14 protein-coding genes are annotated in these 14,300 nt (G+C 42.5%); all 14 read right to left on the bottom strand.

Annotated features, from left to right (window positions below; all coding sequences use genetic code 11):
• Positions 1 to 35 precede the first annotated feature (35 nt).
• Entirely contained in the window at positions 36 to 1,064 is a 1,029-nt protein-coding gene (locus M1K58_RS16305) for a glycosyltransferase family protein (protein ID WP_256759914.1), read from the bottom strand.
• Positions 1,065 to 1,084: 20 nt separating this feature from the next.
• On the bottom strand, positions 1,085 to 2,290 hold the full coding sequence (locus M1K58_RS16300) for a glycosyltransferase family protein (RefSeq protein ID WP_256759913.1): 1,206 nt from the start codon (positions 2,288 to 2,290) through the stop codon (positions 1,085 to 1,087).
• Between the two features lie 6 nt (positions 2,291 to 2,296).
• Entirely contained in the window at positions 2,297 to 2,581 is a 285-nt protein-coding gene (locus M1K58_RS16295; protein WP_256759912.1) for a FliH/SctL family protein, read from the bottom strand.
• Between the two features lie 30 nt (positions 2,582 to 2,611).
• The gene (locus M1K58_RS16290) at positions 2,612 to 3,670 is read right to left on the bottom strand and encodes a GT-D fold domain-containing protein (protein ID WP_256759911.1); all 1,059 of its coding nucleotides are present in this window, start codon (positions 3,668 to 3,670) and stop codon (positions 2,612 to 2,614) included.
• Positions 3,671 to 3,746: 76 nt separating this feature from the next.
• On the bottom strand, positions 3,747 to 4,829 hold the full coding sequence (locus M1K58_RS16285) for a CgeB family protein (RefSeq protein ID WP_256759910.1): 1,083 nt from the start codon (positions 4,827 to 4,829) through the stop codon (positions 3,747 to 3,749).
• Positions 4,830 to 4,839: 10 nt separating this feature from the next.
• Positions 4,840 to 5,568, bottom strand: a complete 729-nt coding sequence (locus M1K58_RS16280; protein ID WP_256759909.1) for a glycosyltransferase family 2 protein — start codon at positions 5,566 to 5,568, stop codon at positions 4,840 to 4,842.
• A gap of 19 nt (positions 5,569 to 5,587) precedes the next feature.
• Positions 5,588 to 6,640, bottom strand: a complete 1,053-nt coding sequence (locus tag M1K58_RS16275; protein ID WP_256759908.1) for a glycosyltransferase family 2 protein — start codon at positions 6,638 to 6,640, stop codon at positions 5,588 to 5,590.
• Between the two features lie 292 nt (positions 6,641 to 6,932).
• On the bottom strand, positions 6,933 to 8,210 hold the full coding sequence (locus tag M1K58_RS16270) for a nucleotide sugar dehydrogenase (protein ID WP_256759907.1): 1,278 nt from the start codon (positions 8,208 to 8,210) through the stop codon (positions 6,933 to 6,935).
• A gap of 105 nt (positions 8,211 to 8,315) precedes the next feature.
• The gene (locus M1K58_RS16265) at positions 8,316 to 9,071 is read right to left on the bottom strand and encodes a GT-D fold domain-containing glycosyltransferase (protein ID WP_256759906.1); all 756 of its coding nucleotides are present in this window, start codon (positions 9,069 to 9,071) and stop codon (positions 8,316 to 8,318) included.
• Positions 9,072 to 9,073: 2 nt separating this feature from the next.
• Complete coding sequence (locus M1K58_RS16260; protein WP_256759905.1) at positions 9,074 to 10,033, bottom strand: glycosyltransferase family 4 protein; 960 nt, start codon at positions 10,031 to 10,033, stop codon at positions 9,074 to 9,076.
• A 30-nt stretch (positions 10,034 to 10,063) separates the two neighbouring features.
• Entirely contained in the window at positions 10,064 to 11,062 is a 999-nt protein-coding gene (locus tag M1K58_RS16255; RefSeq protein ID WP_256759904.1) for a glycosyltransferase, read from the bottom strand.
• Between the two features lie 87 nt (positions 11,063 to 11,149).
• A complete protein-coding gene (locus tag M1K58_RS16250; RefSeq protein WP_306220540.1) occupies positions 11,150 to 12,118 on the bottom strand; it encodes an NAD-dependent epimerase in 969 nt (322 codons plus the stop codon).
• 11 nt (positions 12,119 to 12,129) lie between these two features.
• Positions 12,130 to 12,888 (bottom strand): GT-D fold domain-containing glycosyltransferase, encoded by a 759-nt coding sequence (locus tag M1K58_RS16245; RefSeq protein ID WP_256759902.1) that lies wholly within the window; start codon positions 12,886 to 12,888, stop codon positions 12,130 to 12,132.
• A gap of 55 nt (positions 12,889 to 12,943) precedes the next feature.
• On the bottom strand, positions 12,944 to 14,278 hold the full coding sequence (locus M1K58_RS16240) for a UDP-glucose dehydrogenase family protein (RefSeq protein WP_256759901.1): 1,335 nt from the start codon (positions 14,276 to 14,278) through the stop codon (positions 12,944 to 12,946).
• Positions 14,279 to 14,300: the final 22 nt, after the last annotated feature.

The raw sequence follows: 14,300 nt of genomic DNA, 5'->3' as shown, positions 1-14,300 counted from the left end.
AAGAATATCTCCTTCCTCAAGCCCAATCTATCATCCTATTCAGACATTAGAATCTGTGTACGCCAACGATCAGCACAAGTCTCTACCGAGAAGTTTTCCTTTGCTGTTCTTTCTGCATTATCCATGATTTTGTTCCGTAGTTCTGGTTGTTCAATCAGTTCCACCATGGCCTCATACCAATCCTCCCTCGACTCAGAGGCAAGTATCCCGTTTTCATGACTCTTGATCCACTCCTTGTATGCCGGTGATGTAGAATAGATACCCGGAATCCGGCAGGCGGCATACTCACGAAACTTATTATTCGTTTTGCAATCATGCAATAGTGTGTGCTCCAGAGGGGCCAAGCCGATATCCCACTTTGACCGATAAAGTCGTTTCATAAAGCTTCTATAATCTGCATCATGTTGATTAAACGACACTTGCGGTTTCCCCTCGAGCCCTTCCGGGATATAACCGTAAAACTCGATTCTGATTTTGTCTCCATAGGTTCGAATAATTCCCCTAAGTGCCTTAATCACCGGCTCAAAGGCAGCTTGCTTCTTCCCGCCTTCATAGCCGATGACGATTTTATCTTCATTCCTTTTATCTTTTTCCAACTTGGAAAACATGGAAAAGTCGACGCTCCCAGGGAAATATACCACTTTGTTCGGATTAAAATGTGTCTCTAGATGATTAGCAAAATGACTAGAAGCGACCTTTACGATATGAACATTTCTTAGAAATTTGACATACGTTTTTCTTTTGACCGATTCATGGTAGTACCTGCCCATATCCGTAGCAGGTGACATGGCCATAAAATGATCATCGATCACATATACCGTCCTCTTGCCCATCTCACGTGCTAGTTCAAACCATCTATAAGCTTCGGGATTAACTGTGCGAAAAAAGATAACGACATCCGCAGCAGCAAGCCTCGCTATTTCCACTTCTTCTTCAGATCTGATGCTAAACCGACACACTCCGGCTTCTTCCAGATGACGAAGAGGCTGCTCTATACCGATTTTATACGATGCGATTTTTTCTGAACCGATGATGAGTACGTTTATATCCCCTCTTTTACCCATTGCCCGCTCTCACCCCCAGCCTATGCTTCCAATATATATTTCTTCCAGTTTTCCATGCAGGTGTTCAACGAGAAGTGGTGTCTTGCCGCTATTTCCGCATTTCCCCTAATACCAAGCCGCATCGACGGATTCTCAATCATTTCCTTGATTCCTTCAAACCAGCCTTCCTCCGTATGGGGAACGAGATATCCGGTTTCACCATGAGTCACCCATGGAGTATATACAGGCGAGTTGGAATAGATCCCAGGAATCCGGCAAGCTCCGTATTCACGCATTTTGTTATTCGTCTTGCCCTTATTGAATAGATTATCGCCTAGCGGTGCTAGCCCGATATCCCAGTTACAAACATTAAGTTTTTGGATGAAGCTTTTGTATTCCATGCCTCCCTCTTCATAACTAACGCTAGGGTGGCTAATCAGAGAGTCGGGAATATAACCATAGAACTCTAACCTTACAAACCCACCATAGTAATCGAGAATCTTCTTCAGTGCCGGAATAACAGGAGCAAAATCCTCCTCTTTAGCGCCGCCTTCATAGCCGATTACGATTTGCTCCGCTTCCCTGTCACGCCTCTCTTGTTCGTCAAGCCATTGAAAATCGACGCTGGCCGGGAAATAAACAACGTTGCTGTTGAATTTTTCATGAATATAGGCGCCGAGATCCTGAGCGTCCACTTTCACGATGTGGGCATTTTTCAAAAACTTTATAAACGTTTCTCTGAGTACAGGATCAGCGTAGTATAGACCAACCGGCGTTGTAGGCTGAATCTCCAAGAAATTGTCATCGATCACATAAACGGTGCGCTTTCCTAGCTCCTGCGCCCACTCCAGTAGGGTATAAGCTGCAGGCTCGACATTACGTACAAACACGATCGTCTTAGCCGCTGCAATCATTTCTTTGTTAACCTCATGTTCCAATTTCACATCGTACTGGATATTCTCGTGATGATTAAGAGCACTTAAAGGTTGAATAACTCCAATCTCAAGCGAGGGAATGATGCCTGCAGTAATGACAAGAACATCCATCGTAGAATGTTCGGATTTAGCAACTCTATTGGCTGAGACGCCTTCCAGCATTTTTATAGCGATGGATCGGCCATGTACAAAGCCGTCTTCTTTTCCCCGCTGAAAGCCTTCGATATGCCCCTGTTTGTAAGCTTCCGTACTCACGAGAACAGGACGCACTTTCCTGCCTTTCCTTGATCTTTGTTTTTTCTTCAGAGCCATCTTGTATCATTCTCCCTTGGATGCTTCTTGATGGCCAGCCTCCATACCCTCGTGATAACCGACGTCAAACCCTTCGTTGTAAGCTGAATCGAAACCCTCATCGTATGCTTTGTTGTAAGAGGCGGAATGTTGAACTGGATCCGTTATTCCAACAACACTTCTCGACCGTTTCCTGCCTCTTCTAGGCCATGTTTTTATTGTTCTTTTCAACCCTCTTTTTCTTAACGGTTTTCTCCCTTTTATCGCCTTGCCTCTAGTCAACACGGATTTTCTTTTTTTACGTATGATCATAAATCACACCTCCGATAAGCTGATTTTGGATTAGCCGGATAAGGTGGCTTCCCCGTTCACAAATGAATCTGCCAAATGCCCGAAGTCGATCGCAACCTTGCCAAGCTCGGAAGCAATACGCTGTACGATGATCACTGCAGGGACACCCGCTCCCACAAGAGCAATATCGAAATCGTGCGCCGATATTTCACCCATCACTCTCTGGATATCAGGTATACCATTCACAGGGGAAACCGTGCCCGCCACATGAATACCACTGTTGGACAGCACCGGTGCAAGTTCGGGTGACGAGTTACCGACTAATAAGACACGGCGGTTTGCCAGAATACTTCGAAAAAGACCTTCTGAGTATATGGCGTAGTTGATCGTTGATAAGGTCAATCGCAGTTGTCTAAAATCAATGCCATGAGCCCTAAATGTGGTAAAGGCCAGTGGTTGAAAGTTTGGCAATCTTAATTTGGGTATGCCCACAATATCCGCTTTTCTTATCGCTTGAACGAGCTGATCTCTGGCAAATAGATCGGGCAAATGAACTCCAGCATAATCCAAGAAGTGCCCTTCTTTACGTAAAGTGTCCCCATTCATGACGACTTCCTGTGCCAACGTCAGTAATTCTCCATCACCCAAGCGAACTATCGACAGCGGAGTTCTCGTATTCATAGCATGTATTAATTGTTCGCTTATTTCCGTAGCGCTCAGGAGCTTATGCATCTGAGGGCGCATTTGCTCCAATCCAGCGAGAATAATCTGCTGTACAGAAATATCAGGAAGAATATCTAGCTCGGGCAGGATCGTGTCTACGATCCCGTCACCTCCGTCATAGACCCCATTCAAATAACCTTTATCGTTACTTTTTTTAGGTACTTCACCCGTTGCGGATTGCATCGACTTCAGCCATGCATCATCATAGCCAGCATCAAAGCCTTGATTGAATGAAATTGCTGCTTGCTCTAACAATTTTTGCGTGCATGTGGTTTGGCCTTGAAACTTTTTGAGTGTAATCCTTCCTCTTTTGGATTCTCGCCTTCGAGTACGATTTGTTGCTGATCTCTTTTTTATTTTCCCTAAACGCTGTCGAATGGTTATCACCCCATCTTGCTCACAAATATAATATTCCTAACAACTTTTACGGAAACGGAACAGTCGTCCATTTTAGACTGAATTGCTAAGGAAAAATGATACTCAACATTTGGCTAAGCCTATTATGATAGGTATGTTCCTTTCTCGTTCTCATAAATCCGCTCAATGCAACCTTTCGTCTCTCTTCCTCATTTCGCAAATAGTAATCGATCTTATCCTTCAGTTCCTCATGTGATCCATATGTGCCGATTTCCTTTTCAGGTGAATAATAATTTCCCATATCCTGTCGGACATCAGACAACTGAAGCGTCGCGCAGCCGGAAATTTCGAACGTTCGCGGATTGACGGAATGGGCTGCAATTTTTTTACTATTTACATTTATGGTTTCATCATCGAAAGAACGGTGGAGATTAATAACAATTTTTGCGCCATTATAGTAGCAGGCTGTATCCTCTGGGGTCATCCAGTCTCCAAGCTTGATTTTGTCTGATAGCTGAGAATAGTTTTGTAGCCGATCCCACCACCATCCTGCGATAACCACTCTCTTATCCTTCAGAATAGGAGTTAGGCGGTCAATCAACTCGACTCGATTCCAGAATGCTGTGCCAATAAAACAGATGTCCGATTGATAGGAGGTAGGTACATGTTTGGGGTGGAATGCTTTGGGATTGACACCGAATGGAAGATAATAAACTTGCCGACAGCCTAACTCCCGATAGAAAGGCAGACAATTCAGTTCAAGAGTAAATACGTAATCATATCGGGGCGCAATCGAAGTGGTCCAATCCGTATAATAAGGGTCGTCGGTAAACCAGATTGCCGTTATAAATCCGTTATGTCTCAATTGTTCAACTATCTCAGCTGGAAGCACCACTCCATTAAGAGCGAGTATGAGATCCGGTTGAACCCTTCTAGCAATGGCAACCACATCTTCTGAAGGCATTGCTACCGATATCTCTCGAACTAGATCTCCTAATGCATCGATCACAGCCTGATCCAGCGCTGGATACGGAACACCGATGCCCGCAGTCACATACAGAATGTGGATATCCTTAATGGGTCTCTCCGTATGAGGCAACCCACGTTGAAAAGAATCACAAAAACCAATCCGATATCCATCACTATGTCCTTGTTGATAACCCGCGATCTGTCCTTCTGTTATTATCATTGGTTTGCCCCTAAACATAGATGGTCGGATCAAAACCCCATTTGTCTATAAACTTATTCCGATTGTTCTCGATCAGTTGTTTAACCGTATTACCGTCTTGTTGATTGAAGCTAGCATTGCCATGATGAAAAACAAAAACGTCTCCCGCAATTCTTAATTGATAACCTGCGATTCTAGCCCGAAAACAGTAATCATCATCTTCAAAATGACCGGGAGAGAACCGTTCGTCGAGCAATCCGATTCTATCCATGAGCTCGCGTTTAAATAGAAAACACAGTCCAACAATCCGATCAATCGCCATCCATTTTCCAGAATCAGGATCGTTTAATTTTTGGGACATATCTTCTAAATTCGTATAGGGGATATCGATCAGCTGTCTTCCGCTTGCATAATTAGTAAGTGGTCCTACAATGCCAATGTTCTCTGCACTGTAAAGGCATGACAGCATATTTTTCAGCCAGTTTTTAGTCACTATAACATCGTTATTTAACAATAAAAGCGTATCACCGGAAGCAATTTTCAGTCCCTGATTGCAAGCAGCCGGAAATCCGATATTGCCTGCCAGAGAAATAAAGGTGATCCGTTCCTGCCTACAAATATCGAGGGTGCCATCATTCGAGCCATTATCGACCACAATGATTTCATAGGGCTCTTCGGTATGCATTCTTATCGAATAAATGCAATCCTTAAGTAGCTCTCTCCCATTATAAGTTGGGATAATAATACTTGTTTTCTTCATCTCGTCCACCTTCCGCAAGCTAAGTGAGTTGCCTGCGTCTATTGTGGTCTGGGAACGACAACCGAGGTCCTTTCAAGTCCAATGCCGTTCTTAAAGCTTCGATATGATCGCCGAGGATCATATTAGATACGGCATTGTTCTGACCGACATTGCGTGCCCGGACCCGGTTTCTAGTAATAACATCCACACTGCTCGGCGATCCTACCTTCAACCCCTTCTCTAGTGCGATAACTTGTGCTTTTGGGGGAACTGCCAAATTGGGATACCCGATGAGTTCTGCGGCCTGCTTGCTCATCGCATGTGGAATCGCTGTGAGCGAATTAGCGCCGAGCTCAGCTCTGGCCATGGAGCGGTTTACGAACTCCTTGATGGTTGTCACGTAATCTCTACTAGAGAAAGGGCCGACGTAAGGAGTGATGTTATTTAAGGCAATATCCATTCCTTGCTGTATGGCATTAATGAAAGGCACGAGCTGCTCGGCAAACACGACAAAATCACCGTCAAGAAAAAGCAAAATTTCAGATTCTGCCAGCTTAGCCCCAACCGCTCTGCCGACATCGTGGCCAAGAGCATGGTGATAATGGACAATCGTTGCTTGGGATTGATTCCTGATCACTTCAAAGCTTTCATCCGTAGAACCGTTCACAATAAAGATGATTTCATGGAGAGGCAACCGATGAAGCTGTTCAAGCACGCTTGAAATGGTGTCTCTTTCATTCATCACCGTTACGATTGCCGCAACCCTTCGGACTGTTGGAACGAGCAACCATTTCCCGTAATACTCTCCGCTTTTCAGGAAATATCCTTCCATAAACTTGGAAGCGGTCTGGTGATAAGCATGCCAAGGCAAACCTTTAACGGAATGGTACCAATGACTCCAGTGCGCATTTACCTTGTGATGCGGCACCACTTCATCTGATCTTGCCCTCTCTTCTCCGAATGGTGCAGCACCCTCAGATGCAGCAAGACAACCCGCAGCAAAAGCCTTATTACTCCAATTGCTTGAGTTACCTGCTAAGGGCGTAATCGACCTTCTAAGCCGTAACTTTCTAAGCATTCGATTTTTATACATCGGCTTTTTTCTTACTGGCAACGATTTTCTACTTTTTCCCCTATTTCTGGAGGCTACATGACTTCGTTTCAGTATGTTCCTCACCTGCCTAGTAAGTATTAAGAAGACTACTACGCTCATACTATGTATGGGTTGATTAACTGTAACGGCATTCGTACCTGAGGGTGGAAATAAACGGGAAACTACTCATTTCTGATAGTAAAAACAAACACCTATCTCATAAGAAAGGTGTTTTTCTTAAGCTATTCAGCTATTCCAAATCGGATCAGTCTTTGAAAAAGTTACTCCAACCTCATATCCCTGTACCTAAACGTATAATTCGAGCTTTCCCACTTAATCCATGGGTTATATTCCGCGTGTCATACACCAGCTTTGAATGGTCCAGGATAAGCTGAATCGGCAGTTCAGAGTGGTCCGTAACGATGACGACACAGTCAGCTTCCGATAAGTTCTGCTCATTTAACTCTAAGCTCATCAATGTTTCTCCGTTAACTGTAACTTCGGGTACAAGCGGGTCAGAATAGGACAGATGGGCGCCTTCCTGTATAACTATCTTCATAAGACTCAAAGCACTTGATTCGCGTGTGTCGTTTATATTTCTCTTATAGGATACTCCTATCACGAGAATTGTCATTCCTACAAGAGCACTGACCCCCATGCTAGCTTTAATACGACCAACGATATAGTTAGGCATCGATATATTTATGGAATGGGCGTAGTCTATAAACTTACTATTTGATCCAAGAAGATTCGCGCTCCATTGCAAATACAACGGATCGACGGGAATGCAGTGCCCTCCGATCCCTGGCCCAGGATAAAATGCTTTGAACCCATAAGGCTTTGTTTTGGCAGCATCGATCACTTCCCAGACATCAATCTTCATCTTATCGCAGAGCATGGCAAACTCGTTGATAAAGGAAATGTTTACGAAACGATAGGAGTTCTCGAGTAATTTCGCCATTTCGGCAGCTTCTGGAGAAGAAACGAGAACCACTTCTGCAAATACCGTAGAATACAATCCGAATACTTTATCCGCGCAACGATTCGTTATTCCGCTAATGATTTTGGGTATTGTCTCGAGGGTGTAATCCGACCTACCAGGATCAATACGCTCAGGTGAATAAGCCAAATAATAGTCTATGCCGATTTTCAACCCACTTTTCTCTAGTAGCGGCTGCAATACTTCTCTTGTTGTACCCGGATAGGTCGAGCTCTCCAACACAATAAGCTGATCTTGCTTAAGGTGTTTACTTAAGGCAGAGCCCACTTGCACCAAATAGGATAAATCAGGGGTATGCAAGGGGGTTAACGGAGTAGGAACACATATAATAACGGCTTCCACTTCGGATAAACTCGCGTAATCTGCTGTGACGATAAGCTGTTTCTGAACTACGTAGCTAAATAGGGTTTCATCAGAAATATCCGGAAGATAGCTTTGCCCGTTGCTTAGTGCTCGTATTTTACTCTCGTCAAGATCTACCCCGATAACGCTGTAGCCTCTTTGAAGAAATGTAAATGCTAACGGTAAACCTACATAGCCTAAGCCTATAATGCCTACCTTATGCCCCATAATCCACTTTCACCTCATCGTTTCATACTTACATGTAAAGTATGCCGTTACATAATAAGGCGATATGGACAAGAGTGTTATTTTAACTAAATGTGTATATTATCCTTACATTTCCATTAAGTTCTGTAAGCCTATTTTCTGGACGAAACCTGTTTGCTGAACTTGTTTTGTTATTAATGAATTCATACCTTGTCCGAGGTCAAATGCAACTTTCCCGTAATGCTTCGCAATGTATGGGGCAAGAATGACCGCATTAACGCCTGCTGAGATTAAGGCCAAATCAAATGGAATGGCATCAAGACTCTTCTTGACCTCTTCCATTTCGTCATAGGAGCGCATAGGAATGCTCGCAACAATCTTAAATGGAAACCTCTTTCCCCATCTACGTTCTAAAGCCTGCTTAACATCAGGTGCATTACTCCCGATCAGGACGGTTCTCCGATTTCTTAGCATTTGTTTGAATTTCACTTTTTGATTAAAAGGAATCACTCTACGTACTAAGGATTCGAAAATAAATTGGGGCTGTATATCGTACGTCCGAAACACTTTAGGCACCATTTTTCCAGCATATATATCAAGAAGACTTATATTATATCCGATAATATCCGCCTTCTTTGTGGCCTCTACCATCTCATCTCGAAGCTTTACGTTCGGAAACTTAAATCCCCTTTTCATTACCCCGCTATTCGTTACGATCGCTTCCTTATGCTGCATGAATTGTTTCTCCGACATCACGGTGTACTGAGACATGACATAACTCTCCGTAGATCCTATGGAAATAACAGATAAGGGAGTTTTCTCATCCAGTGCCTGAATGATGCGGTCCATTAACTCTCCACTAGTTAGTTTTTTGACTTCCATCTCTATCCTCCCTTGATGTTAAATAAAATATTTAACCATTCACTCATCGCCTTGTCTACCGACCAATTGTCGCAAGCGTTGCCCCTACAACCCTTTTTGATCTCTAAGTAAGCATCTCTATTGTTTACCAGATCATCGATCTTTTTAATAAATTTCTTAGGCTTATCCGTGTCCAGAATGAGAGATCTTGCCTGCTCATGAACAATTGTCTTCACATATCCGACATTTGTGGATAGCACGGGCACTCCACAGGAGTACGCCTCTAATGCAGGATTCGGTGCTCCCTCGTTGGCTGAAGTAACTAGGAGCAGATCTAGCTTATTATAAAAATCAGGCATTTCCTTTAAATCTCTTTGCCCTTTAGTCGATTCGATAAATAAGAGATTTGGGTTATTCTTATACGCTTCAACAATCGGGACATATAGCGTATTGTAGTTTTTCACCCTTCTTTCCTGATTACCGACCCAGCCAATTGTAAATGGCTCATTCCGTTCAAGGTGTTGCTTCTTAGTAGGCTTGAAGATTTCTGTTTCTACGAAGGGGCGTATATATCGAATGTCTTGGTTGGGACTTATTTTTCTTAAAACTTCGACCAACTTGAGATTAAAAGCCCCCAATCTACCAATGCGCCCGATTACATTTTTTACATAGTCTTTATTAATAGCCGGTTGATCGCACCATTCTCGATAGGTATCTTTATTGTCCGAGAAAAAATTGTAACCTCCAACTTGGGAGGAATCGACCCTGATATCCCTCTTTAGCAGTTCGGATGCCATTTCCAGGCCCATAGATGAGATGATCCTGTATGTCCGATTGATCCTGGAAGCCCCGTCTTTCTCAATGAGCTGTTTCATATCTTTTATCGAAATGATTTGTAAATCCGAGTGGTATCTCTGGATGATTCGAGCCCGATAACCGAGAACCCAGCTTTCATAGTCATATACCAAAAGGTGTTTTTTCATCTCATTTCATTCTCTTTATAACAGAGGGAATCATTCATTATATAGTCTCATCCATTTCGGCTGATCTGAATGCTGATCAAGCTTGCTTTTCCATCCTAAGTACCTTCTAATGCAATCTACGAATTGTTGAACTCGAATTGGCGTCGTGTGATTGTCCCGTACCATCTGATAACCGCAACTTCCAATTTGTTTCCTTCTTCTCTCGCGATTCAAATAATACATCGCTCTTTCTTTGAAATTACTATTATCAACCTCTACATATGTCTTTCGATGTATGAACCCCAAATCATTCAATTCACGCGATCCGGAGCCTACAACAAGCGTGTTACATGCGGCCGCTTCGTAATACTTCGCTACCGGATAGTGGAATATACAATCGTCCGTGAAAAAAATTTTCGACTGGTTGATCTCTCTGGCAAAATTTTTGCCGATGAATGCTTTTTTCCTTTCTTCCTCGCTAAAATACTTATAACCAGGATGCTCATGATAGACAAACCCCTTGGTTCGTTTCATAGTGCGCAATATTTTGTATCGCAATGGATATAATCTGCTATTGATCGCGCCCATCAACAAGTAGTCGTTTTTTTTAGGTAACTTGTAATCTTTAAATACAGGAGTATAGATGTGATGCGGAAGCCAAACGAATTTTTGTACGAACTCAGGAAAAAAGCGAAAAAATGCATCTCGATATACGCTGAAAATCAAATCGATTTTATTTTCATTCACGAATGTCCTGAAAAAATCCACACCGTTTTGCAGATCAACAGTTAAGACACCTTTGGGAATTGAAACTTGATCCAACCCGGTTACTTCAATCGTCTTCGTCTTTTTAATATCGTTAAAATAGATGAAATCCGGAATAAACCCAATTCGATCAAAAATATCCTCTATCGCTCCTCCTTCTCGGACAAACTTAACTCGTACATGGGGTGTTCTCCTTAATTCGTATTTGAAATATTCCCAGTTTTCTTTGACCCAATTGGTTTGATCAGTCGTAAAATAGAGTATTTTCAGCTCTTTCTCGCTCAATAAATCCACCTTCTGTCTTCACCATTTATTTTATGCTCATATCCATTGGTTCGACTGGATACAACCCTACCTTCAGTTCGAGTTCTATCATGATATATCGTAGTAATCTTTATACCATTCAATAAACTTGCCTATTCCTGTATCGATCGGCGTATCCGGTTTAAATCCCGTATCGTTCATCAGATCCCTCACATCCGCGTAAGTTTCCGGAACATCACCGGGTTGAAGAGGCCAGAACTGTTTATTCCCAGCCTTTCCGATCTTCTTCTCGATCGTTTCTACGAATGTCATCAAATCTACAGGGGAATGGTTGCCGATGTTATATATTTTATAAGGTGTCGAGTTCCGGTTAGGTTTGAGCGGGATCAACCTGATGATTCCCTCGACAATGTCATCGATATACGTAAAGTCCCGCTTCATCCTGCCGTCATTGTAAATTCGAATAGGCGTTCCCTCAATTATCGCTTTCGTAAACAAGAATAAAGCCATATCCGGCCTTCCCCAAGGACCATATACGGTGAAAAATCTAAGCCCCGTAGTAGGCAAACCAAATAAGTGGCTATAAGTATGAGCCATTAGCTCATTCGCTTTCTTCGTTGCAGCATACAGACTAATAGGATGATCAACGGTATCACTCGTCGAATAGGGTAATTTTTTATTCATTCCATAAACTGAGCTTGAAGAGGCATAAATCAAATGTTTAATTTGATTGTGGCGACACGCTTCCAAAATGTGCGTAAAGCCAACAATATTCGAATCGATGTAAGCATGAGGATTTTCTATACTGTAACGAACGCCTGCTTGCGCAGCCAGATGAATAACAACCGTCGGCTGCCATTGTTCGAAAATATGATCTATACACTTTCGGTCTTCTAAATCCCCCTTCACGAATTGAAAATGAGGATGATCAAGTAATTTCAATCGACTCTCCTTTAGAGAGACATCATAGTAATCGTTCAAATTGTCTAAGCCGACGACAAACTGACCTTGATCTAGCAGTCTTCTAGTTACATGTGAGCCTATAAATCCAGCACAGCCTGTAAGGAGAATACTCAGAGAAATCACCCTCATAGTTTAAGTAAATTTTTTAATCCTACATACTCCACCATTCCAGTAACGACCACTTCTCCGGTAATGAGCGAAGTCATTCCTTGCCCGATATCAAAAGCCACTTTACCGTGCTCGGTTGCAATATATGGAGCTAGAATGACCGAATTTACTCCGGCGGAAAGCAAGCATAGATCGTAATGCGTTGTATCCAGCTTTTTTTTGATTTCACTCATTTGCTCATAGGAAGTCATCACTAAACTTTCCACGATATCAAATCCAAGCTTCCGTCCCCATTTTTCCCGCAAAGCATCGCGTGCTTCTTTCGCATTTTTTCCGATCAAGACGATTCTTCGATTTTGCAACATGGTCTTAAATTTACGCTCTTGCGAGAACATGATCACTCTTCTGATCAAAGAATCGAATGTATAAGGAGGACAAATACCATATTCTTTGAAGACGATCAAGGTCATCTTTCCAGATTTTATTTTATCTCGGAGGGCCAAATTAAAGCCTACAATATCTGACTTTTTTATCGCATCGACCATTTCGTCGCGCAGCTGAATATTGGGGAACGTAAAGCCTCTTACTACGGTTCCGCTGTTGGTTCGTATTGCCTCATTATGATTCATAAATTGCTCTTCAGTAAGAATTCTATATTGTGCTAAAACATAGCTATGAGTGGCTCCAACGGATATAACGGATAGTGGCTTTTTTTTATCTAGTGACGTAATAATTTTATCCATTAATCGTCCGCTGCTTAATACCTTAGAATCCATTACGTTGCCCCCCTCCTTGGATAAGCTACACTTGTCATACTATGCAGTTCATTTTTCAAGTGTTCATGTTTCTTCCTACACCCCAATACCGTAATCCTTCCTGTTGGAGCATCCTCCAGTCTAGGACATTACGACCGTCAAATATGAAATTCCCTTTCATTAAACCTTTAATTTTACGCCAATCCAGATTTATAATTTCATCCCATTCCGTACAAATTACGACTGCATCTGCTTCCTTTGCCGCTTGATAGGCATCTTCAATAACAGTTACACTTGGGAACATTTCCGTAATTTTTTTATTCACAGCCGGATCAAATCCACTAATAATGGCGCCTTCATTGAGCAATCCAACGATTATTTTTAAGGAAGGAGCCTCCCTTATATCATCCGTATCCGGCTTAAAAGCAAAACCGAACAAGGTAATGCGTTTTCCATAAAGATCACCCATTTGTTGTTTTACTTTATCAAGAAACCAATCCGTCTGCAGTTGATTTACCTCTTGTACGCCTTCTAAAATGGACATTTCAATTTGAGCCTCGCGCCCCATCATGACAAGCGCGGAAATATCTTTCGGGAAACAAGATCCCCCATAACCAATACCGGCTTGTAAGAAATGAGGGCCAATTCTTTTGTCCATTCCCAACCCTTTAGCTACTTCTGAAACATCTACCGCTAATCGATCGCATAATCTTGCTATTTCATTCATGAGTGTGATTTTTGTGGCCAGAAAGGCATTAGAGGCATACTTAATCATTTCCGCATTTCGGGGACTAGTTATCTGTTTGGGGGCATCGACTTTTTCATACAGTTGAAGCATGATTTCCGCTGCTGCAGGGGACGAGCATCCTATTATTATTCGATCTGGTTTCCGGGCATTTTGAAGTGCTCTCCCTTCCTGCAAAAACTCAGGATTGGATACAACATCAAAAGGTACGTTTACTTCCCTAAGCTTTAATTGATCTGCAATAATAGACTGCACATCATCCGTAGTCCCCACAGGAACAGTGCTTTTGTTGACGATAATGCTATACTCCCTAATATGTCTGCCAATTTCTGTAGCGACATCTCCGATATGTTTCATATTTGGGCGGCCATCAGCAAGCGGTGGAGTTCCGACAGTAATAAATACGATCTCTGCTCTTTCAACAGCTTCCTTAATACTCGTTGTAAAATGAAGGGATTCCTCTCTTAACAATTTGCGGATAACGGTCTCCACATGAGGCTCATAGATGGGCAATATTCCACTTTTTAATTGCTTTATCTTGGTATCATCCATATCAGCACCAACAACCTGATGACCAAGCTCTCCTAAAGAGACTGCCGTAGTAATTCCTACGTATCCGATGCCTATCACGGCAATCTTCAATTTTCTCACCATTCCTTTTTTCAATGAACCATTCAAAACTCCCTGT

The sequence above is a fragment of the Cohnella sp. WQ 127256 genome, assembly GCF_024519285.1.
Taxonomy (GTDB): domain Bacteria; phylum Bacillota; class Bacilli; order Paenibacillales; family Paenibacillaceae; genus Cohnella.
The sequence above is the reverse complement of the archived record's forward strand: the minus strand, read 5'-3'. Positions and strand labels throughout refer to the sequence as shown.

Coding starts and splice junctions, on each gene's coding strand:
- M1K58_RS16265 (WP_256759906.1), bottom strand. CDS start 9,071: ATGGAAGTCAAAAAACTAACTAGTGGAGAGTTAATGGACCGCATCATT.
- M1K58_RS16285 (WP_256759910.1), bottom strand. CDS start 4,829: ATGATAATAACAGAAGGACAGATCGCGGGTTATCAACAAGGACATAGT.
- M1K58_RS16300 (WP_256759913.1), bottom strand. CDS start 2,290: ATGGCTCTGAAGAAAAAACAAAGATCAAGGAAAGGCAGGAAAGTGCGT.
- M1K58_RS16305 (WP_256759914.1), bottom strand. CDS start 1,064: ATGGGTAAAAGAGGGGATATAAACGTACTCATCATCGGTTCAGAAAAA.
- M1K58_RS16275 (WP_256759908.1), bottom strand. CDS start 6,640: ATGTATAAAAATCGAATGCTTAGAAAGTTACGGCTTAGAAGGTCGATT.
- M1K58_RS16245 (WP_256759902.1), bottom strand. CDS start 12,888: ATGGATTCTAAGGTATTAAGCAGCGGACGATTAATGGATAAAATTATT.
- M1K58_RS16280 (WP_256759909.1), bottom strand. CDS start 5,568: ATGAAGAAAACAAGTATTATTATCCCAACTTATAATGGGAGAGAGCTA.
- M1K58_RS16260 (WP_256759905.1), bottom strand. CDS start 10,033: ATGAAAAAACACCTTTTGGTATATGACTATGAAAGCTGGGTTCTCGGT.
- M1K58_RS16295 (WP_256759912.1), bottom strand. CDS start 2,581: ATGATCATACGTAAAAAAAGAAAATCCGTGTTGACTAGAGGCAAGGCG.
- M1K58_RS16270 (WP_256759907.1), bottom strand. CDS start 8,210: ATGGGGCATAAGGTAGGCATTATAGGCTTAGGCTATGTAGGTTTACCG.